This window comes from Streptomyces odontomachicola (genome assembly GCF_039605595.1).
Classification (GTDB): Bacteria; Actinomycetota; Actinomycetes; order Streptomycetales; family Streptomycetaceae; genus Streptomyces.
Map to the genome: position 1 here is coordinate 280,011 of NZ_JBCFOK010000012.1, position 20,076 is coordinate 300,086.

Sequence of the window (20,076 nt, forward strand, 5' to 3'; positions counted from 1 at the left end):
TCACAGCACTCCCATCAGCGGGCCGCCGGGCAGCGGGACACCCAGCGCGGTGTTGAAGACGAGGTAGGTGAAAAAGGAGAGTGCCGCGGCGATCAGCGGGTCGCGGCGCGCGTTGCGGCTGCCCAGCGCGTACGCGGAGCCCCAGAAGAGCCCGGCGCCGGACAGCGGGAAGCCGAGCGGGCCGATGAGCGCGGCGAACGCGAGGAAGACGCCGGCGAGCAGCGCGACCGTGCGCCAGTCGCCGGGCTCGGCGAGATCCATGTCCTCGCCGCCCTCCGCTTCTCCTTTGCCGCCGCGGAGTACGTCGACTGCCAGCACCACGGCCACCACGATCAGCGCGCAGCCGACCACCACCGGCACGGTCTTGGGGCCCACCGGGCCGCGCTGGCCCGACACCGTGTCCATGCTCAGCACGTCGCCGAGCACCAGGAGGCCGATCAGCAACAGGAGGGCGCTGACGCCGAGTTCGGAGTGTTGGCGCAGGCGGTCGCCGAGGGTGCCGCTCTGCTCTCTTTCGCGGAGATCCGAGGTGCTCACTGGCCCAGCCCCTTCAGTACGTCGTCGACGCGCCGGTCCTGCTGCTCCAGGAAGCGGCCGTACGCGTCGCCGCTCAGGTAGGCGTCGTCCCAGCCGTTGTCCTTCATCGACTTCCTCCACTGCGGCGACGCGTGCAGCGCGTCGAAGAAGCGGATCAGGCGCGTGCGCTTCTCCTCGCTGAGCCCCGGAGGCGCCATGACGCCGCGCCAGTTGGTGAAGTGCATGTCCACGCCCGCCTCCTTGAGGGTGGGCGCGTCGTAGCCGGGGATGCGCTTGGGGCCCGTGACCGCGAGCAGCCTGAGCTCGCCGGACTTGATCTGGTCGCGGTACTCGCCGATGCCCGAGACGCCGAACGCGACCTTGCCGCCGAGCACCGAGGCCAGCAGCTCGCCGCCGCCGTCGAACGGGACGTAGTTGACCGACTTGCCGGGGATTCCCGCCTTGTCGGCCATCATCATCGGCGCGATGTGGTCGGGGCCGCCCGCCGAGGAGCCGCCGCCGACCGGCAGCGCGCGCGGCTTCTTCTTCCAGTCGGCCAGCAGTTGGCCGAAGGTGCGGTACTTGGACTTCTTCGACACCACCACGATGTCCGGCTCCTCCACCAGCCGCGCCACCGGCGTCGCGTCGGCGAGCGTGGAGGGGGACTTGTTGGTGTGCACGGCGCCGACCACGCCGAGGCCCATGGACATGGTGAGCTTGCCGTTGCCGCGCTCGTTCACCAGCCGGCTGAGGCCCACGGTGCCGCCCGCGCCGGGCAGGTTGAAGACCTCGATGTTGTGGTTGAGCCCCGCGTCCTCGGCGTCCTTGGCCGCGGTGCGCGCCGTGATGTCGTAGCCGCCGCCCGGGGTGTTGGGCACCATCAGGCGCAGTCCTGGGATGTGCGTACCGCTCTCGGCCCCGCTGCCCGTAGTGATCAGCGGCGGGCCGATCAGCAGGAGCAGCGCGGCCCCGAGCGGGAGGAGTAGCGACGGGAAGCGCACGCGGGTGCACCGCCTTCCATGGCCGGGACAGGGAAGCGTGGGGGGTGCGGGTGGCGCGGGTCGTACGGGGTGGTGCCGGGAGGTACGGGGGGTGCTCCTGGTTGCGCCACATCGTGCACAGCGGTCACCGCGGTGTCTGCCCCTGTGCGGCGGGGAAACTATTGGTCGTTCCGTAACTTGTGGTCGCGGTTACGCTGCCGCCATGCTCCACCTGCGGATGATCACCCCGTCCGACCGCACCGAGTCGGTGGTCGGGCTGCTGGAGAGGACCGTCGGCACCGCGCACATCGTGGTGCACCCCGGCGCGGCGCGCGACCCCGCGGGGGACGTCGTGCTGTGCGACGTGGCCAGGGAGGCGGCCGACCGGCTGCTGCGCGAGCTGCGGGAACTGGGCCTGGTCGGCGAGGGTTCGGTCGCCGTCGAGAACATCGACCTCTCGCTCTCCGACCGCGCCGAGCGCGCCGAGGTGGAGGCCCCGGGCGAGGGCGTGGACGCGGTGCTGTGGGAGTCGCTGGCCGACGCCACCCACGAGGAGTCCCGGCTCTCGGTGACCTACCTCGCCTTCCTCACGGTCGCCACGATGCTGGCGGCCTGCGGCGTGGTCACCGACAGCGCGATCCTGATCGTCGGCGCGATGGTCGTGGGCCCGGAGTTCGGACCGCTGGCCGGAGTGTGTACGGGGATCGTGCGCCGCAAGCCGCGGCCCGCGCTGCGCTCACTGGCGGCGCTCGTCCTCGGGTTCCTCGTGGCGATGCTGCTGACCGGCGTGTTCGGTCTCGTGATGGACGCGGTGGGGCTGTTCTCGCACGAGCGGTTCAGCGGTGCGCACCCTGAGACCTCGTTCATCTGGAAGCCGGACCTGATGTCGCTGGTCGTCGCCCTTCTCGCCGGGGTCGCCGGAATTCTCTCGCTCACCTCGGCCAAATCGGGAGCGCTGGTGGGCGTGGCCATTTCCGTGACCACGGTGCCGGCGGCCGCCTTCGCGGCGCTGGCGCTCAGTTATGGCGAATACGGCGAAATGTGGGGCGCGGCGGTTCAATTGGGCGTGAACCTCGCGGGAATCCTGGTCGCCGGTACGGGCACGCTGCTCGCGCAGAAGGCGTTCTGGAGTTGGAAGCGGACGCAGGGGCCCGACCGCAGGATCCTGGGCTGAGCCTCGTACGCGTACAACCTCCGTACGCAACGAAAGCGCCCCGCCACGGTGTCGACCGCGGCGGGGCGCTCCAGTATCGGGCGAGCCCCTACGTGTCCTTGCGGGTGGCCGTGACGGTGGTGTCGTGGCTCGCGGAGTTCGGCTCCTCGTCGTCCTCGTCCTCGTCCGTGCCGTTGCCGCCGGGGCCGATCTGGATCTCGAAGTCGCCGCCGTACTGCTCGTGGCCGGCGACCACGGCGCTCTCGATGGCCTCGGTGCCGCGCTCGCCGATCACGATGAGGCGGTCGCTGCGCAGGTCCTTGGTGAGGGCGACGCACAAGCCGACCATGACGAGCGTGAAGGGGACGGCCACGAGAATCGTCAGATTCTTGAGGCCGTCGAGCGCTTCGCTCCCACCACCACCGATGAGCAGCATGATCGCGGCGACCGCGCCGGTCAGCACGCCCCAGACGATGACGACGAAGCGGCTGGGCTCCAGGGTGCCCTTCTGCGACAGCGTGCCCATCACGATCGAGGCCGCGTCGGCGCCGGAGACGAAGAAGATCGCGACCAGGATCATCACGATCAGCATCGTGACGCTCGCCATCGGGTACTCGCGCAGCACCGCGAAGAGCATGGCGTCGTCGTTGGCCGCCTGGGTGACCTTGTGGGTGGTCTCCTCCACGTGGATGGCCGTGCCGCCGAAGATGGCGAACCAGATCAGGCTGACCACGCTGGGCACCAGGATGACGCCGCCGACGAACTGGCGGATGGTGCGGCCGCGGCTGATGCGCGCGATGAACATGCCGACGAACGGCGTCCAGGAGATCCACCACGCCCAGTAGAAGACCGTGTAGCTGGCCAGCCACTCCGCGGTCTTCGGGCCGCCCGAGGAGTCGGTGCGCGAGATGAGCTGCGCGAACTCGCCGATGTACGAACCGAGCGAGGTGGGCAGCAGGTTGAGCATCAAGATGGTCGGGCCCACGACGAACACGAAGAGCACCAGCAGCCCCGCCAGCACCATGTTGATGTTGGAGAGCCACTGGATGCCCTTCTCCACGCCGGAGACGGCGGAGAGCACGAACGCCGCGGTCAGCACCGCGATGATCAGGATCAGGACGGGCTCGCTGACCTCGCCGGCCCAGCCGACCTCCTTCACACCGGCGCTGATCTGCAGGGCGCCCAGGCCCAGCGAGGCGGCCGAGCCGAAGAGGGTGGCGAAGATCGCGAGGATGTCGATGACCTTGCCGGGGCCGCCGTTCGCGGCCTTCTCGCCGATCAGCGGCGTGAAGACCGCGCTGATGGTCTGCCGCCGGCCGCGCCGGAAGCAGCTGTACGCGATGGCCAGGCCGACCACCGCGTAGATGGCCCAGGGGTGCAGGGTCCAGTGGAACAGCGTGGTGGCCATCGCCGTTTCCATCTTCTCCGGGTCGTTCACGGGGTGCGATCCCGGAGGGGTGCTGGAGAAGTGGTTCACCGGCTCGGCCACGCCGTAGAACATCAGGCCGATGCCCATGCCGGCGCTGAACATCATGGCGACCCAGGAGACGGTCTTGAACTCCGGCTCCTCGCCCTCCTTGCCGAGGGTGATCTTTCCGTAGCGGCTGAACGCCAGCCAGAGCGAGAAGACCACGAACCCGGTCGCGGCGAGCACGAAGGCCCAGCCGCCGTTCTTCATGGTGCCGCTGAGCATCGTCTCCGAGACGCTGCTCAGCGATTTGGTCGATACCGCGCCCCAGACGACGAAGGCGAGCGTCAGCGCCACGGTGACGCCGAACACGGTGCGGTCCGTCCGCGGCACCAGCGCGGACCGCAGATTCCCCGACGGGCCCGGTGGCCCGTCCTTCTCCGGTGCGTTCCGTTCCACCCGTTCTTCCGGCACGCTCAAGCCCTTTCATCCTCTGGACTGTTGGACTGTGTCAGCACTGCATCAACTACCTGAGGGCATGCAACTACCCGAGGCTGCGCAATGCATGTGCAGTCGAACGGTCAACGATAGGCAAACAGGGTCACGTTCAGGTTTAGAACCCGGGAACCCGTCCCCTCTCTGCCCCTTACGGCGTGCCGTGCTTCTTGTCGTGCTTGCCGGGGAAACTCCGGAAAGGCGCCGCACGCCCGGGAGTTCACGGCACGTCGATCCGGAGCGGCTCCGCCTTGCCCTCGACCATCGCGGCGAGCCCGTTCACTGCGGCCAGCGCGGGCTGCTCGGCCACATGCACCTCCATTCCCGTGCTGGCGTGCAACATCTCGGCCAGGCCCGGCAGTTGTGCGCTGCCGCCGCTCAGCGTCATGCCGCTGTCCGCGAGGTCGGCGACGAGGTCGGGCGGGCAGCGGTGCAGCACGCTGCGGATCGCGTCGCTGAGCCCGGTCATGTTCGGGTGGATGGCGGAGCGCACGTGCTCGGGGTCCACGGTCACGGTGCGGCCGAGCCCGGTGGACACGTCGCGGCCGAACACCTCGGTGGCGCCCATCCCGGTCTCCGGGTCGGGCAGCGGGTTGCCGGTGAGCGCGAGGTAGAGCGGCTGCACGTTCTGGCTGGGCAGCAGCAGCTCGTGCTCGTTGCGCAGGTGCTGGGCCACCGCGTGCCGCACGGTGTCGCCGCCCAGCGGCACGGAGCTGGCGGACACGACGGAGCCCAGCGAGAGCACGGCGATCTGCGTGGTGGTGGCGCCGCACACCAGCACCATGGCGGCCTCGGGCTGGCCCACGGGCAGCCCGGCGCCGATGCCGGCCGCGGTCGGCGCCTCCACGAGCTCCACCCGCCGCGCGCCCACGCCGGTCAGCGTCTCCACGGCGGCGCGCCGCGACAGCGGCCCCGCGTTGTACGGGATGGTGACCGCGGCCCGCATGATCGGGCCGCGCCGCCGCCAGGCACCGCGCAGGGTGCTGCCCAGGAAGGCGCGCAGCATCCGCTGGGCCATGTCGATGTCGATGACGGTGCCGTCGTTGATGGGCCGTACGACGTTGATGTGCTCGGGGGTGCGCCCGTCCATGCGCTCGGCGTTCGTTCCGACCGCCATCAGCGCACCGGAGAAGGTGTTCACGGCCACCGCCGACGGTTCGTCGACGATCAGTCCCGTGCCCTTGATGTGGATGCGCGTGCGGGCGGAGCCGAGGTCGACGGCGACGGAGCAGCGGCTGAGCTGGTCGAGTCGGTAGGTCACGGTGGTTCGGGTCCTTCCCGAGTGGGGGCGAACGGGCGGACCGCCACGACACGGCGGTCCAGTCGTCATGCTGGGCGCCGCGCGAGGGCCCCGCGCGCCGGGCTGGGCCGGACGGGCGAGGCCGCCGCGAGCGGACCTCCGCGCCGCGTCCTGCGGCGCGGATTCCGTGCGGGAAGGGGGCTGTACGGGGTTTCCGCGGAATCCGACGGTGTGTCAGTCCGCGGCCGCGGCGAGCGGTTCGCCGCCTCCGACCGCGCCTCCTGTTGCGTCTTCCGCCGCGAACTGTGTCCGGTACAGCTCCTCGTACCGTCCGCCGCGCGCGAGCAGCTCGGTGTGCGTGCCGCGCTCCACGACCCGCCCCTCCTCCATTACCAGGATCAGGTCGGCGGCGCGCACGGTGGAGAGCCGGTGCGCGATCACCAGCGAGGTGCGTCCTGCCAGCGCCTCGGTCAGCGCCTCCTGCACGGCGGCCTCCGAGGTGGAGTCGAGCGCCGAGGTCGCCTCGTCGAGGATCACCACGCTGGGCCTGGCCAGCAGCAGCCTGGCGATGGTCAGCCGCTGGCGCTCGCCGCCGGAGAGCCGGTAGCCGCGCTCGCCGACCAGGGTGTCCAGACCGTCGGGCAGCGAGGCGACGAGCCCGTCCAGGCGCGCCCTGCGCAGCGCGTCCCACAGCTCGGCCTCGGTGGCCTCGGGCCGGGGGAGCAGCAGGTTGGCGCGGATGGTGTCGTGGAAGAGGTGGCCGTCCTGGGTCACCATCCCGACGGAGCGCCGCAGGGTGGCCGCGGTCAGCCCCCGTACGTCCTTGCCGCCGATCCGTACGGTGCCGGAGTCGGCGTCGTACAGCCGCGGAGCGAGGGAGGCGACGGTGGACTTGCCCGCGCCGGACGAGCCGACCAGGGCGACCATCCGTCCGGGGCGTGCGCGGAAGGAGACGCCGTGCAGCACCTCCTCGCCGCCGCGGGTGTCCAGCGTGGCGACCTCTTCCAGGGAGGCGAGCGAGACCTTGTCGGCCGCGGGGTAGCCGAAGCGCACGTCGTCGAACTCCACGTCCAGCGGCCCCTCGGGCAGCTCCTCGGCGTCCGGGCGCTCCTCGATGAGCGGCCGCAGGTCCAGGACCTCGAAGACCCGGTGGAAGCTGACCAGCGCGCTCATCACCTCGACCCGCGCGCCGGCCAGCGAGGTGAGCGGCGCGTACAGCCGGGTCAGCAGCATCGCGAGGGAGACCACGGTGCCCGCCTCCAGCGAACCGGCCAGCGCGTAGTAGCCGCCGAGGCCGTAGACCAGCGCGAGGGCGAGCGCCGCGACCAGGGTCAGCGCGGTCACGAAGACCTCCTGCACCATCGCGGTGCGCACTCCCAGGTCCCGTACCCGCCCCGCGCGCCGGGCGAATTCCGCCGACTCCTCGCGCGGCCTCCCGAACAGCTTGACCAGGGTGGCCCCCGGCGCCGAGAAGCGCTCGGTCATCTGGGTGCTCATCGTCGCGTTGTGCTCGGCGCGTTCGCGTTCCAGCCGGGCCAGCCTGGCGCCCATCCGGCGCGCGGGCAGCACGAACAGCGGCAGCAGCGCCAGCGCGATGAGGGTGATCTGCCACGAGAGCCTGAGCATCACGCCGAGCGTGAGCAGCAGCATCACGAGGTTGCTGACCACGCCGGACAGCGTGCTGGAGAACGCGCGCTGCGCCCCGATCACATCGTTGTTGAGCCGGCTGACCAGGGCGCCGGTGCGGGTCCTGGTGAAGAACGCGACGGGCATGCGCTGCACGTGGTCGTACACCGCGGTGCGCAGGTCCAGGATCAGACCCTCGCCGATCCGCGCCGAGAGCCAGCGGCTGAGGATGCCCGCGCCCGCCTCGCCGAGCGCGATGAGCGCGATCAGCCCCGCGAGCGTGAGGACGGCGGAGGGGCTGTCGCCGCGGGTGATGACGTTCACGACCTTTCCGGCCAGCAGCGGGGTGGCCACCGCGAACACCGCGAGCAGGCTGCTGAACACCAGGAAGGCGAGGAGCTTCGGATGGTGCGGGCGGGCAAAGCGGACGATCCGCTTCAGTAGCGCGGGGGAGAAGGGGTGGCGGTCCTCGTCTGCGTGGCGGGACGCGTAGAGCGCGTGCCAGGCGGTCATCTCCATGCTCATGCTGTGAAGTTAGGACTTGAAGCTAACTTCAAGTCAAGGCCCCGGGTGCGGACTTCGATGCGGGCTTCGGCGCCGCCTTCGGCCCGCGCGCCGCGAAGGGGCGGGCGCCCGTGCGATGGCACGATCGCGGGTACGCGGGTACGCGTTCGCAGCAAGCAGTACGGAGCGGTACGGAAGGAGTGTGGCGATGCGGGTGGCGCTGGCGCAGACCGACTGCGAACTGGGCGATGTCGAGGTCAATCTGGCCACGGCGCGCGAACAGGTGGAGCAGTCGGCCGAACAGGGCGCCGATGTCGTCGTCTTCCCCGAACTCAGCCTGCACGGCTACCACTTGGGCGGACTCAGCAAGGACACCTCGGTCGAGGTGCGCGACCCCCGGGTCACCGAACTCTCCACGCTCGGCCCCGCGGTGCTGCCCGGGCTCCACGAACACACCAGCATGCGCGCGTACAACACCTCGGCGTACTACGCGGGCGGCACGCTGCACCACGCGCACCGGAAGCTGTACCTGCCCAACTACCTGGCGTGGGAGGAGCGCAAGCACGTCTCGCCCGGGCAGTCGCTGCGCGCGTACGACCTGCCGCACGAGGGCGGCGGCCGCGGCGCGACGCTGGTGTGCAACGACGCGTGGCAGCCGGTGCTGCCGTGGCTTGCCGTGCAGGACGGCGCCGAGGTGCTGTTCGTGCCGACCAACAGCGCCGCGAGCCTGGACCCCGAGGCGATGGACACCACGTACTACTGGGACACCCTGCTCGCCTACACCGCCAAGATGCTCCAGTGCTGGGTCGTCTTCGTGAACCGGGTCGGCAACGAGAACGGCGCCTCCTTCTGGGGCGGTTCGCGCGTGATCGACCCGCGCGGCACGGTCGTGGCGCAGGCCCCGAAGTGGGAGCCGAGCCTCCTCACGGTCGACATCGACGTCCACGAGGCGCGCCGCCAGCGCCGGGCGGTCCCGCTGGTCGCCGAGGCACGCCTGGGGTTGGTGGACCGCGAGGTCCGGCGCCTGATCGACGAGGGCGGAGACACGTAGGAGCGGCGGTACGCAGGCGATGCGCAGAAGGGGTCGGCCCCTCCCGTTCCGACGGGAGGGGCCGCCGCTGCTTTACCAGCTCGACTTCCGTACGCCGGGCAAGTAACCCGCGTGGGCCTGGGCGCGGAGATTCACGCGGGACAGGCCGAAGGTGCGGAGGTGGCCGCGGGGGCGGCCGTCGATGCTGTCGCGGTTGCGTACGCGGGTCGCGCTCGCGTCGCGGGGCTGGCGGCGCAACTCCCGCTGCGCGTCCAGCCGTTGCTCCTCAGGCGTCGCCGGGTCGCGGATCAGCTCCTTGAGCTCGGCGCGGCGCGCGGCGTACCGCGCGACCACCCGCTTCCGCTGCTCGTTCTTCGCGATCTTGCTCTTCTTCGCCACGGTGCCGGCCCCCTCAGACCTTCTCGCCGCGCGCCCGGATCCGGGCGACCGCCGCCTCGATGCCGATCGCGCCGACCGTCTTGATGCCGCGCGCGCTCAGCCGCAGCCGGATGTGGCGCCGCTCGCTCGGCAGCCAGTAGCGCTTGGACTGGATGTTCGGGTCGAAGCGCCGGCGGGTGCGGCGGTGCGAGTGCGAGATGTTGTTGCCGAACACGGGACCGCGCCCGGTCAGCTGGCAGTGTGCGGACACCCTGCCGCCTCCTCTCTGCTCTGGGCTCTCGTCGAGCTCTTGATGAAAACGGTTTTCGTTTGTGTAGAGTAGCCCATATGGCCCGCAACGAACTCCGCCCGGTGATCAAACTCCGGTCCACGGCCGGCACCGGATTCACCTACGTCACCCGCAAGAACCGCAGGAACAACCCGGACCGCCTGGTGCTGCGCAAGTACGACCCGGTCGCGGGGCGGCACGTCGCCTTCCGCGAGGAGCGCTGACGCCGCACAGCGTCGGGCCGCGCCCCGCGGCGCGGCCCCGAGAGGAGAAAGCCACCGTGAAGCCCGGAATCCACCCCGAGTACCGCCCCGTCGTCTTCCGCGACAAGGCGGCCGACTTCGCCTTCCTGACCCGCTCGACCGCGAGCAGCGACAAGACCGTCGTGTGGGAGGACGGCGCCACGTACCCCGTGATCGACGTCGAGGTCTCCTCGGCGAGCCATCCCTTCTACACCGGCACGGCCAAGGTGCTGGACACCGCCGGGCGCGTGGAGCGCTTCGAGCGCCGGTACGGGAAGCGGGCCCGCTGATGGAGCCCCGCGACCGCGACCAGGACCACGAGCAGCCCCGCGACCAGGGCCCCGGCCAGGACCGCACCCGCCTCCCCGTCGTCCTGGTCGGCGGCCTGCACGCGGACGCCAGGCGCCAGGCCGTCGACCGGCTGCTCGCCGGTGCGCCCGGCGCCGTAGCCCTGCACCACGACCTGACCGCGGCGTCCACCGCCGGCGCCGTGCGCAGGACCGTGCGCTCGGCGAGCGGCCTGCTGGACGAGGGCGAGGCGCCGCTCGTGAACGACTGCGCCTGCTGCGCGCTCCGCGAGGACCTGGTGCCCGAGCTGGAGCGCCTCGCGGAGAGCGGCGGGTGCGAGCTCGCCGTGGTGGAGCTGTGGGACTCGGTCGAGCCCAAGGCCATGGCCGAGGTCGTCGCCGCGCACGCCGGCACCGAGCTGCGGCTCGCCGGCGTGCTCACCGCCGTGGACCCCGCGCTGCTCATCCCGTACCTGGCCTGCGGCGACGACCTCGCCGAAGCCGGGCTCGCCGCCGCGCCATCGGACCAGCGCACGGTGGCCGACACCTTCGCCAGGCAGCTCGAGTACGCGCCGGTGCTGGCCATCGCGGAGGGCGCCGAGGAGGCCGACCCCTCCGACCTCGCGCTGCTCGCCCAGCTCCACCCGGTCGCCGACCACGTGAGCACCGGCACACCGGACTTCGTACGGGCCGCCACCGTCGGCTTCGACGTGGACGCCGCCGCTGCCAGGCAGCACCCGGCGTGCGCGCTGCTGCCCCAGGAGGCCGACGAGGAGGGCGTGGCCACCCTGGTCTGGCGCCGCCGCAGGCCCTTCCACCCGGAGCGGCTGTACGCCGCGCTGGAGGACCTGACCTGCGCCGCCGTGCGCAGCCGCGGCCGCTTCTGGCTCGCCGACCGGCCCGACACCCTGCTGGCCTGGGACGCCGCGGGCGGCGCGCTGTGCGTGGAGAGCGCGGGGCCCTGGCTGGCCTCGCTGCCGGACGCGGCCTGGGAGATGGTCCCGCCGGTACGCCGTGCGGCCGCCGCCATGGACTGGGACCCCGAGGAGGGCGACAGGGCGCAGCACCTGGTCTTCACCGCGCACGGCCTGGACGCCGAGGGCCTCCGCTCGCTGCTCGACTCCTGCCTGCTGACGGACGCGGAGTACGCCGGGGGCCCGGAGTCCTGGCGCGGCTTTCCCACCGCCTTCGACGAACTGCTCGACCCGGTCTCGTAATACTCCCCGGAACTCACCGGGCACTCTCCGGAATCCCTAACTCGCGCCATCGGAGGAACCGTTCATGGCCCGCCGAACCCACGACCGCAAGCCGGCGAAGAAGAACCGCCCCAATCCGCTGGATGCGGCGGGGATCACATATGTCGATTACAAGGACACGGAATTGCTGCGGAAGTTCATCTCGGACCGCGGGAAAATCCGCAGCCGCCGGGTGACCCGCATCACCGCACAACAGCAGCGCCAGGTCGCCAGGGCCGTCAAGAACGCCAGGGAAATGGCCTTGCTGCCGTACGCGTCGCGCTGAGCGCGCGCAGGCAACCTCCGCGCCGCGGCCGGGGTCTCTCTCCAACGAGGCCCCGGCCGCGGCGCGTTCGTCATGGATCCTGGGGCCGCCCGTATCCGTCCAAGCAGGGAACGCGCGCGGTAACGGCGCGGCGACAGGCCGTCGTGCACGTGCATACGCGCATGCAGGCGCATGTGAACAGGGGTTATGATCCCCGAAGTCGACGGTCGTCAACGGGACTTGGGACCTTGTCCTTGCCCGTTGGGGCGAGCGTTATGAGCCACCCCCCACAGCTCACACCCGGGAGATCCGAGTGCCTCACGCGTACAACGGCATGGCCGCAAGGGACCTCCAGGGGGTCACCTGGCTGAAAAGCCGCCACAGCAACTCACAGGGCACCTGCGTGGAGTTCGCCAAACTGCCCGGCGGAGACATAGCCGTCCGGAATTCGCGCTTTCCCGAAGGCCCCGCTCTCGTCTATACGACGGCGGAGTTGGAGGCGATGCTTCTCGGGGCGAAGGACGGCGAGTTCGACCATCTGCTGCAGGACTGACGCCTGCTGTACGGGTCATCGCGGGTCTTCGTGAGTCTTCACGAGTGGCCTCTGTCGGGGGCCGGGGCGCGGGGTCAGGGCGCCCTCCGGGTCGTTCACCGGGTCACCGGGTCGTTCAGTCCTGGTCCTGGGCGACGCGGAACAGCGCCCAGACCACCTTTCCGCACAGCGCACCGGTCAGCGGGTGCCAGCCCCAGTCGTCGCTGAAGCACTCCACGAGGTGCAGCCCCCGCCCGGACTCGGCGGAGAAGTCCACGAACTCCTCGTCGGGCTCGGCCGTCTCCGGCGCGGCCTCGCTCGGGTCGCGCACCGCGCACACCAGCCGGGCCGACCAGCGCACCAGATGCAGCCGCACCGGCGGTTCGCCGTCGGCCTGCGGTCTTCCCGCGCCGGTGAGGCCGTGCCGCAGCGCGTTGGTCACCAGCTCGGACACGACCAGCGCGACGCCGTCGAACTGGTCGCCCAGGCCCCACCGGTGCAGCGTGCTGCGGGTGAATTCGCGGGCGCTCCTGACCGCCTCGTAGCGCGGCGGCAGGGAGCAGGAGGCAGAGCCGGAGACCGCGGAGGCTTCGAGCGGCGGGAGGCCCTGCCATTGCCCTAAGGGCTCCAGCACGGTCGATCCTTCGGTCCCCATGACGAGCCACTCCTGGCATTCACGGCAGTGATGATCCTGTGCGGATCCGGTCGTCTGTGCTCTCCCCCGGACGGTTCTCGCTGCGCGTCGCCGCGATGCTCAACTCGGGTGGCACTGCGTGCACTTGCGCGTTCCCCATGGTTCCCAAAGCGCACAGCAGATGCAAGGGCAGATGCACGTGCACGGAAGACTTTCGATCGTGTGTAATCGCACGGGCACGCAACGGAGCCCGGAGATGGCAGACTTCCCGTCACAGCAGGGTGGAGGGTTGTTCGGAATGGACGCGAAACCGACAAGTGGCGGCGAATCCGGGGGAACCCCGGAAAACAGTTCAAGTGGCTCGATGGTCCGGCGTATCCTGCTCGGGTCCCAACTCCGGCGGCTGCGCGAGACGCGCGGGGTCACCCGTGAGGCCGCCGGTTATTCGATTCGTGCATCCGAATCCAAGATCAGCCGGATGGAGCTGGGCCGGGTGAGTTTCAAAGCGCGTGACGTCGAGGATCTCCTCACCCTGTACGGGGTCACCGACGAAGCGGAGCGCGCCCCGCTGCTCGACCTCGCGCGCGACGCCAACCGCGCGGGCTGGTGGCACAGTTACAGCGACGTCCTGCCCGGCTGGTTCCAGACGTACGTGGGCCTGGAGGGCGCCGCCTCGCACATCGACACGTACGAGGTGCAGTTCGTGCACGGTCTGCTCCAGACCGAGGACTACGCGCACGCCGTGGTGACCGCGGGCCACCGCACCGACCTCCCCGCCGAGGAGGTCGACCGCCGGGTCGCGCTCCGCCAGGAGCGGCAGAAGCTGCTGCTGGGCGAGCGCGCGCCGCAGTTCCTGTGCGTGCTGGACGAGGCCGCGCTGCGCCGCCCCATCGGCGGCCGCGCCGTGATGGACGCGCAGCTCAAGCACCTCGCGGAGATCTCCGAGCGGCCCAATGTGCGCATCCAGGTGGTGCCCTTCGACCAGGGCGGGCACCCGGCGGAGAGCGGCGCCTTCACCCTGCTGCGGTTCCCCGAGGACGACCTGAGCGACATCGTGTATCTGGAGCAGCTCACCAGTGCGCTCTATCTGGACAAGCGCGAGGAGGTCGCGCAGTACGACGACGTGCTGCGGCGGCTCACCGACTCGGCGCTCTCTCCGTCACGGACGCGTGACCATCTGGCCGAGGCCCGCCAACTCGCTTAACCCGCCAGTACGATGACGAGCCATCAGCACGACGCGGTGCTGTGCCGCCGTGCCCGCCGTCCCCGCATTCCGCGGAGCACAGCGGGCACAGCACGAAGTGAGCAGTACACCGAGTGAGCAGCACACAGTGGGCAGCTTGTGAGCAGCACACAGCGAACAGCACGGAGTGAGCAGCACCGCCTCGTACCTTCCACCCCCCTCAGAAGGAATGGCATGTCCTACTTCACGGACCTGGCGCTTCAGTACATAGACGGCGAGTGGCGGCCAGGAAGCGGTTCCTGGGACATCATCGACTTCAACCCTTACAACGGCGAGAAGCTCGCCGCTGTCACCGTCGCCACCGTGGACGAGGTCGACCAGGCGTACCGGGCCGCCGAGCGCGCGCAGACCGAGTGGGCCGCGACCAATCCGTACGCCCGCCGGCTCGTCTTCGAGCGGGCGATCCGCATCATCGAGGACAGCGAGCAGGAGATCACCGAGGCGATCATCGCCGAGCTGGGCGGCACCCGGCTCAAGGCCGCCTTCGAGCTCCACCTGGCGAAGGAGTTCCTGCGCGAGGCCATCCAGCTGGCGCTGCGCGCGGAGGGCCGGATCGTTCCCTCGCCCGTGGACGGCAAGGAGAACAGGGTCTACCGGGTGCCGGTCGGCGTGGTCGGCGTGGTCTCCCCCTTCAACTTCCCCTTCCTCCTGTCGCTGAAGTCGGTGGCGCCCGCTCTCGCCCTCGGGAACGCGGTCGTCCTCAAGCCGCACCAGAACACCCCGGTCTGCGGCGGCGCCCTGGTCGCCAAGGTGCTGGAGGAGGCGGGGCTGCCCGCCGGGCTGCTCAACGTCGTGATCACCGACATCGCGGAGATCGGCGACGCGCTGATCGCCCACCCGGTGCCGAAGGTCATCTCCTTCACCGGCTCGGACAAGGTCGGCCGGCACGTGGCCACGGTCGCCGCCTCGCACTTCAAGCGCTCGGTCCTGGAGCTCGGCGGCAACAGCGCCTTCATCGTGCTGGACGACGCGGACCTGGACTACGCCGTGGACGCCGCGGTGTTCAGCCGCTTCGTGCACCAGGGCCAGGTGTGCATGGCGGCCAACCGGATCGTGGTGGACCGCGCCGTGGCAGCCGAGTTCTCCGAGAAGTTCGTCGCGAAGGTGAAGACGCTCAAGGTCGGCGACCCGGAGGACCCCGGCACGCACATCGGCCCGCTGATCAACTCCTCGCAGGCGGAGGGGGTGCAGGCCGCCGTCGACCAGGCCGTGGAGTCCGGCGCGAGGCCCCTGCTGCACGGGAACATCGAGGGCAACGTGGTGTATCCGAGCGTGCTGACCGATGTGCCGGCGGACGCTCCGGTGCTGCGCGAGGAGATCTTCGGCCCGGTCGCGCTGATCATCCCGGTCGACGGAGCGGACGAGGCGGTACGGGTGGCCAACGACACCCCGTACGGGCTCGGGGGCGCGGTGCACACCGCCGATCTGGACCGCGGCGTCGAGGTGGCCAGGCGCATCGAGACCGGCATGGTGCACGTGAACGACGCCACGGTGGCGGACGAGCCGATCGTCCCGTTCGGCGGCGAGAAGAACTCCGGGCTCGGGCGGCTGAACGGCGAGCAGATGGTGGAGTCCTTCACCACCACGAAGTGGATCTCCGTCCAGCACGGCAGGAGCGGTTTCCCCTTCTAGGCGCTCTCCGTCCTCCCAGGTACTAAGGTCCCTATGGGGTGTCGAACGGACATTCCCTTCAACCTTCATGAACCAGGGGAGAGTTCATGCCTACCTTCGTTGCTGCTGAGAAGACCGGGGACGAACGCGGTGCCCTGCTCGCCTTCCTGGAGGCCCAGCGCGGCGGCATCCGCCGCTCCGTGCACGGCCTGACCGAGGAGCAGGCGCGCTCCACGCCCAGCGCGAGCACGCTCTCGCTCTCCGCACTGCTCAAGCACGTGGCGGTCGTCGAGGAGAACTGGCTGCGCACGGCGCTGGAGCAGCCGGCCGAGCTCACCGAGGCGGACATGCAGCGGTTCCAGGACAGCTTCGTGCCCCACGAGGACGAGACGGTCCAGGCGCTGCTGGACCGGCACGCTGCGGCGGCCGCCGCGGTGGACGAGGCGGTGCGCGCCCAGCCCTCGCTGGACGACACCTTCCGTACGCCCAAGGCGCCCTGGGGCGAGGCCGACCGGCGCTCCTGGCGCTGGCTGGTGCTGCACCTCGTCGAGGAGATCGCCCGGCACGCGGGCCACGCCGACATCATCCGCGAGACGGTCGACGGCAAGGGCGCCTTCGACCTCGTCTTCGAGACCGGCGCGGCGAAGGCGCCGGACGCGTGGGACACGGGGGAGTCCGCCGGCGCGTAGCCGCGCGCGGTCCCGAAGCGCGCTGACGCCCCCTCTGGTCAACTTTGATCAGAGGGGGCGTCTAGTCTGTGCTGGACGGACGGCTGCGGACCGCGCGCGGAGAGGGAGCACATGTCGGCGATCCGGCTGCTGGTGCTGGGCGCGGTGCGCCAGCACGGGCGGGCACACGGCTACACGGTCCGCAACGACCTGGAGTTCTGGGGCGCGCACAGGTGGTCCAACGCGAAGCCAGGGTCGATCTACCACGCGCTCAAGCAGATGGCGAAGCAGGGACTCCTGCACGCGCACGAGACAGCGCCGAGCGACGCCGGGGGCCCGCCGCGCACCGAGTACGAGCTGACGGCGGGCGGCGAGGCCGAGTTCGGCAGGCTGCTGCGGTACGCGCTCACCGACATCGACGCGAAGCCGGACATGCTCACCTCGGGCGTCGGCTTCCTGGTCGACCTGCCGCGGAACGAGGCGATCGCGCTGCTCCGGCAGCGGATCTCCGCGCTGGAGGAGTGGCGCGCCGAGGTCGCGGCGCACTGGAGCCCGCAGGACGGCGCCGAGGAGGAGTCCTGGGGCCACATCGGCGAGATCATGAAGCTGTGGGTGCACGAGGCGGAGAGCGGCGCCGAGTGGGCCCGCGGCCTGGTCGCGCGGCTGGAGGACGGCGCGTACGTGATGGCGGGCGAGGGCGAGCGCGGCAAGAACGTGCTGCCACCGGAAGAAATGGGCGAGCCGACGCCCTGACCTGCGCCGACGAGCCCGCGCCCCGGCCCCGTACGGACCCGCGCCCCTGCCCCGTGCGAAAGGGGCTTGCACCTCACGCGGCGTCAGGGCGCACCGTTCTGTACGTGCGGCGGAGATCCCGCCGCGCGGTTCCGGGAACGGAGCCGGACGAGGGCTGAGGGAGGAGGCGGCCGTGGGCTATTCCGTCGGGCGGGTCGCCGGCTTCGCGGGCGTGACGGTGCGCACCCTGCACCACTACGACGCGATCGGGCTGCTCTCGCCGAGCGAGCGCACCGGTGCGGGGCACCGCCGCTACGGCGACGCGGACCTGGACCGGCTGCAGCAGATCCTCTTCTACCGGGAGCTGGGCTTCCCGCTGGACGAGGTCGCCGTGCTGCTCGACGACCCGCGCGCCGACCCGCTGGAGCACCTGCGCCGCCAGCATGCGCTGCTGGAGTCGCGGATCGGGAAGCTGCGGGAGATGGCCGCCGCCGTCCAACACGCCATGGAGGCACGGAAGATGGGGATCAATCTCACTCCGGAGGAGAAGTTCGAGGTCTTCGGCGACCACGACCCCGAGCAGTACGCGGAGGAGGTCGAGCGGCGCTGGGGCGGCACCGAGCAGTACCGCCAGTCGCAGCTCCGGGCCGCCTCGTACACCAAGGAGGACTGGAAGGCGATGCAGCAGCGGCTCGACGCGCTGCACCGCAAGATCGCCGGGGCGATGGAGCGGGGTGTCGAGGCCGGGTCCGAGGAGGGGATGGACCTGGCCGAGGAACACCGGCTGTTCATCAGCGAGTTCCACTATGACTGCGGACACGAGCTGCACGGCTGCCTCGGGAACATGTATGTGGACGACGAGCGCTTCACCGCCTACTACGAGGCGATCGCTCCGGGTCTCGCCCGCTATCTGCGGGACGCGATCCTGGCGAACGCCGCACGGCACGCCTGACCTGCGGGCCGCCGGGTACACGCCCCGGCGGCGGCAAGGTCGGAGTAAGGGGCTCACCCCATGGGGTGAGCCCCTCGCGCGTGTCCGGGAGTGGGCCATACGGGACCGTGTCCTTGGAGGTCAAGGGCGCCGGGATGTGGAACCCGCTGGACATTCCGGGGGCGGGTGAGCTGCGCTGGACAGAAGCGCGCAGAGTGGGAACCAGCAGTCCCCGGTGGGGCGTCGAGCATGTGGCAACAAACGGAGACTTACGGTCTGAACAGATCTCAAGTAGGTCTCAACGGTTAAGGAGCGGACAGAACAGTGGTCGGGGAGCCCAAGCGGGACGGCGGGGCTGAGGAGACTTCGGAGACCCCGGAGGATGCCAAGCCGGTTTCTGACGAGGCGCACAGCGCGTTCACTCCTCCCTTGGGTGTGCCCATGCCGCCGACTCCCGAGGACGACGCGCCCACCTCCGAATTCGCCGTGCCCGAGGGCCTGTTGACGTCTCCTCCGCAGGAGCAGTCCAGCGCCTTCACGCCGCCGGAGGGGGTTCCCCAGGTCTCCCTGGTGAAGCCCGGCGGGCCGTGGCAGGACCGGATGCGGGCCATGATCCGGATGCCGCTCGTGGAGCGCCCGCAGCCGGAGCGCGCGCAGCGCGGCGACGACGCGGACAGCGGGCCCGCCGTGCCCCGCGTCCTCGACCTCACCCTCCGCATCGGCGAACTGCTGCTCGCCGGCGGCGAGGGCGCCGAGGACGTCGAGGCGGCGATGTACGGGGTGGCGCACGCGTACGGCCTCAACAACACCGAGCCGACCGTCACCTTCACCCTGCTCAACATCACCCACCAGCCCTCGCTGGTGGACGACCCGGTGACGGTCGGGCGCACGGTGCGCAGGAGGGGCACCGACTACACGCGGCTGGCGGCGGTGTTCCGGCTGGTCGACGACATCACCAAGGGCGACGTCTCGCTGGAGGAGGCGTACCGCACCCTCGCCGAGATCCGCCGCAACCGGCACCCCTATCCGACCTGGGCGCTGACCGTGGCCAGCGGCACCCTGTCCGGCGCGGCCTCGCTGCTGGTGGGCGGCGGCGCGCTGGTCTTCGTGCTGGCCCTGATCGGCGCGGTGCTGGGCGACCGCCTCGCATGGCTGTGCTCGGGGCGCGGGCTGCCGGAGTTCTACCAGTTCATCGCCGCCGCGATGCCGCCCGCCGCCATAGGGGTCGCGGTCGCGCTGATAAAGATCGGCCCGGACACCGAGACACAGGCCGCCGCGGTCATCACCGGTGGGCTCTTCGCGCTGATCCCCGGGCGTGCCCTGGTGGCCGCCGTGCACGACGGCCTGACGGGCTTCTATATAACGGCGGCGGCGCGATTGCTGGAGGTCGTGTACCTCATCGTCGGCATCGTGTGCGGAGTGCTGCTGGTGCTGTACGTGGGCTCCAAGCTCGGCGCCGAGCTGAACCCCGACGACATCCAGCGTCTCGAGCGCCCGTGGACGCAGCTCTTCGCGGCCATGCTGCTGGCCCTGTCCTTCTGCGTGATGCTCCAGCAGGAGAAGGCCACCGTGCTGTTCGCGACCCTGAACGGCGGCGTGGCCTGGCTGGTGTACGGCGCGATGACGATGCACGCGGCGAACGGCACCGGCGGCATCCCCCCGGTGCCGGCCACGGTCACGGCGGCCGGTCTGGTCGGCCTGTTCGGGCAGTTGCTGTCCCGGTACCAGTTCGTGTCCTCGATGCCGTACATCACCGCGGCCATCGGCCCGCTGCTGCCAGGTAGCGCCACGTACTTCGGGCTGCTCAACATCGCGCAGGGCGACATGAACAACGGCGTCCGCCACCTCTCCGAGGCCGCCGCCATCGCGCTCGGCATCGCCATCGGGGTCAACCTCGGCGGCGAGCTGGCCCGGCTGTTCATCAAGTCGCCCGGAGTGGAGACGCCGCTGCCGGGCCGCCGCGCGGCCAAGCGGACCCGCGGCTTCTGACACGCGAGAAGGGGGCGTCCCCCCGGGGGCGCGCCCAGCTCGGAAGCGGGGGCCGCGGCGGCGCCGGGGCCCCCGGTGGGCGCCAGGC

General features: G+C 70.9%; 21 protein-coding genes. 13 read left to right on the top strand and 8 right to left on the bottom strand.

Going from position 1 to position 20,076, the window contains the following annotated elements; all coding sequences use genetic code 11:
- Together ABEE00_RS22870 and ABEE00_RS22875 are read right to left on the bottom strand one after the other, a co-directional pair.
- Positions 1-537, bottom strand: coding sequence for a tripartite tricarboxylate transporter TctB family protein (locus ABEE00_RS22870; protein ID WP_345747483.1), 537 nt, complete (start codon positions 535-537; stop codon positions 1-3).
- The gene (locus ABEE00_RS22875; RefSeq protein WP_345747484.1) at positions 534-1,517 is read right to left on the bottom strand and encodes a Bug family tripartite tricarboxylate transporter substrate binding protein; all 984 of its coding nucleotides are present in this window, start codon (positions 1,515-1,517) and stop codon (positions 534-536) included. Before ABEE00_RS22875 ends, ABEE00_RS22870 begins: the two co-directional genes overlap by 4 nt.
- 202 nt (positions 1,518-1,719) lie before the next feature.
- On the opposite strand from ABEE00_RS22875, the gene ABEE00_RS22880 reads away from it, so the two are divergent.
- A complete protein-coding gene (locus tag ABEE00_RS22880) occupies positions 1,720-2,670 on the top strand; it encodes a DUF389 domain-containing protein (protein WP_345747485.1) in 951 nt (316 codons plus the stop codon).
- A gap of 88 nt (positions 2,671-2,758) precedes the next feature.
- On the opposite strand, the gene ABEE00_RS22885 is transcribed toward ABEE00_RS22880, so the two are convergent.
- The 3 genes from ABEE00_RS22885 to ABEE00_RS22895 form a co-directional block, all read right to left on the bottom strand.
- Complete coding sequence (locus tag ABEE00_RS22885) at positions 2,759-4,531, bottom strand: BCCT family transporter (protein ID WP_451918646.1); 1,773 nt, start codon at positions 4,529-4,531, stop codon at positions 2,759-2,761.
- 241 nt (positions 4,532-4,772) lie between these two features.
- Entirely contained in the window at positions 4,773-5,813 is a 1,041-nt protein-coding gene (locus ABEE00_RS22890) for a rod shape-determining protein (protein ID WP_345747486.1), read from the bottom strand.
- Between the two features lie 213 nt (positions 5,814-6,026).
- A complete protein-coding gene (locus tag ABEE00_RS22895; RefSeq protein ID WP_345747487.1) occupies positions 6,027-7,943 on the bottom strand; it encodes an ABC transporter ATP-binding protein in 1,917 nt (638 codons plus the stop codon).
- A gap of 187 nt (positions 7,944-8,130) precedes the next feature.
- Here ABEE00_RS22895 and ABEE00_RS22900 point away from each other — a divergent pair, with 187 nt between their 5' ends.
- Positions 8,131-8,973, top strand: a complete 843-nt coding sequence (locus ABEE00_RS22900) for a nitrilase-related carbon-nitrogen hydrolase (protein WP_345747488.1) — start codon at positions 8,131-8,133, stop codon at positions 8,971-8,973.
- 72 nt (positions 8,974-9,045) lie between these two features.
- Here ABEE00_RS22900 and rpsN read toward each other — a convergent pair whose 3' ends face one another.
- Positions 9,046-9,351 (bottom strand): 30S ribosomal protein S14, encoded by a 306-nt coding sequence (gene rpsN, locus ABEE00_RS22905; RefSeq protein WP_345747489.1) that lies wholly within the window; start codon positions 9,349-9,351, stop codon positions 9,046-9,048.
- Positions 9,352-9,364: 13 nt separating this feature from the next.
- The gene (gene rpmB / locus ABEE00_RS22910) at positions 9,365-9,601 is read right to left on the bottom strand and encodes a 50S ribosomal protein L28 (RefSeq protein WP_345747490.1); all 237 of its coding nucleotides are present in this window, start codon (positions 9,599-9,601) and stop codon (positions 9,365-9,367) included.
- A gap of 77 nt (positions 9,602-9,678) precedes the next feature.
- Between rpmB and rpmG the strand changes: the two genes are divergently transcribed.
- The 5 genes from rpmG (at position 9,679) to ABEE00_RS22935 (ending at position 12,201) form a co-directional block, all read left to right on the top strand.
- Complete coding sequence (gene rpmG / locus ABEE00_RS22915) at positions 9,679-9,843, top strand: 50S ribosomal protein L33 (protein ID WP_345747491.1); 165 nt, start codon at positions 9,679-9,681, stop codon at positions 9,841-9,843.
- 56 nt (positions 9,844-9,899) lie between these two features.
- Positions 9,900-10,151 carry a type B 50S ribosomal protein L31 gene (locus ABEE00_RS22920; protein WP_345747492.1) on the top strand — a complete coding sequence of 84 codons (252 nt, stop codon included), beginning with the start codon at positions 9,900-9,902 and terminating at the stop codon, positions 10,149-10,151.
- A complete protein-coding gene (locus tag ABEE00_RS22925; RefSeq protein ID WP_345747493.1) occupies positions 10,151-11,365 on the top strand; it encodes a CobW family GTP-binding protein in 1,215 nt (404 codons plus the stop codon). The genes ABEE00_RS22920 and ABEE00_RS22925 overlap by 1 nt, the downstream gene beginning before the upstream one ends.
- A gap of 64 nt (positions 11,366-11,429) precedes the next feature.
- Entirely contained in the window at positions 11,430-11,669 is a 240-nt protein-coding gene (rpsR, locus tag ABEE00_RS22930) for a 30S ribosomal protein S18 (protein ID WP_345747494.1), read from the top strand.
- Between the two features lie 292 nt (positions 11,670-11,961).
- Positions 11,962-12,201 carry a DUF397 domain-containing protein gene (locus ABEE00_RS22935; protein ID WP_345747495.1) on the top strand — a complete coding sequence of 80 codons (240 nt, stop codon included), beginning with the start codon at positions 11,962-11,964 and terminating at the stop codon, positions 12,199-12,201.
- Positions 12,202-12,316: 115 nt separating this feature from the next.
- Here the strand turns inward: ABEE00_RS22935 and ABEE00_RS22940 are convergent, their stop codons facing one another.
- Entirely contained in the window at positions 12,317-12,835 is a 519-nt protein-coding gene (locus ABEE00_RS22940; RefSeq protein ID WP_345747496.1) for an ATP-binding protein, read from the bottom strand.
- Positions 12,836-13,178: 343 nt separating this feature from the next.
- Between ABEE00_RS22940 and ABEE00_RS22945 the strand changes: the two genes are divergently transcribed.
- The 6 genes from ABEE00_RS22945 (at position 13,179) to ABEE00_RS22970 (ending at position 19,988) form a co-directional block, all read left to right on the top strand.
- Positions 13,179-14,018, top strand: coding sequence for a helix-turn-helix domain-containing protein (locus ABEE00_RS22945; protein WP_345747497.1), 840 nt, complete (start codon positions 13,179-13,181; stop codon positions 14,016-14,018).
- A gap of 213 nt (positions 14,019-14,231) precedes the next feature.
- Positions 14,232-15,689, top strand: coding sequence for an aldehyde dehydrogenase family protein (locus ABEE00_RS22950; RefSeq protein WP_345747498.1), 1,458 nt, complete (start codon positions 14,232-14,234; stop codon positions 15,687-15,689).
- An 86-nt stretch (positions 15,690-15,775) separates the two neighbouring features.
- Positions 15,776-16,357: a DinB family protein gene (locus ABEE00_RS22955; RefSeq protein ID WP_345747499.1), complete on the top strand. Its 582-nt coding sequence runs from the start codon at positions 15,776-15,778 to the stop codon at positions 16,355-16,357.
- A gap of 111 nt (positions 16,358-16,468) precedes the next feature.
- Positions 16,469-17,089: a PadR family transcriptional regulator gene (locus ABEE00_RS22960; protein ID WP_345747500.1), complete on the top strand. Its 621-nt coding sequence runs from the start codon at positions 16,469-16,471 to the stop codon at positions 17,087-17,089.
- Between the two features lie 172 nt (positions 17,090-17,261).
- Positions 17,262-18,020 (top strand): MerR family transcriptional regulator, encoded by a 759-nt coding sequence (locus tag ABEE00_RS22965; RefSeq protein WP_345747501.1) that lies wholly within the window; start codon positions 17,262-17,264, stop codon positions 18,018-18,020.
- Between the two features lie 303 nt (positions 18,021-18,323).
- Positions 18,324-19,988, top strand: a complete 1,665-nt coding sequence (locus ABEE00_RS22970; RefSeq protein ID WP_451918644.1) for a threonine/serine exporter family protein — start codon at positions 18,324-18,326, stop codon at positions 19,986-19,988.
- The last annotated feature ends 88 nt before the right edge of the window (positions 19,989-20,076 follow it).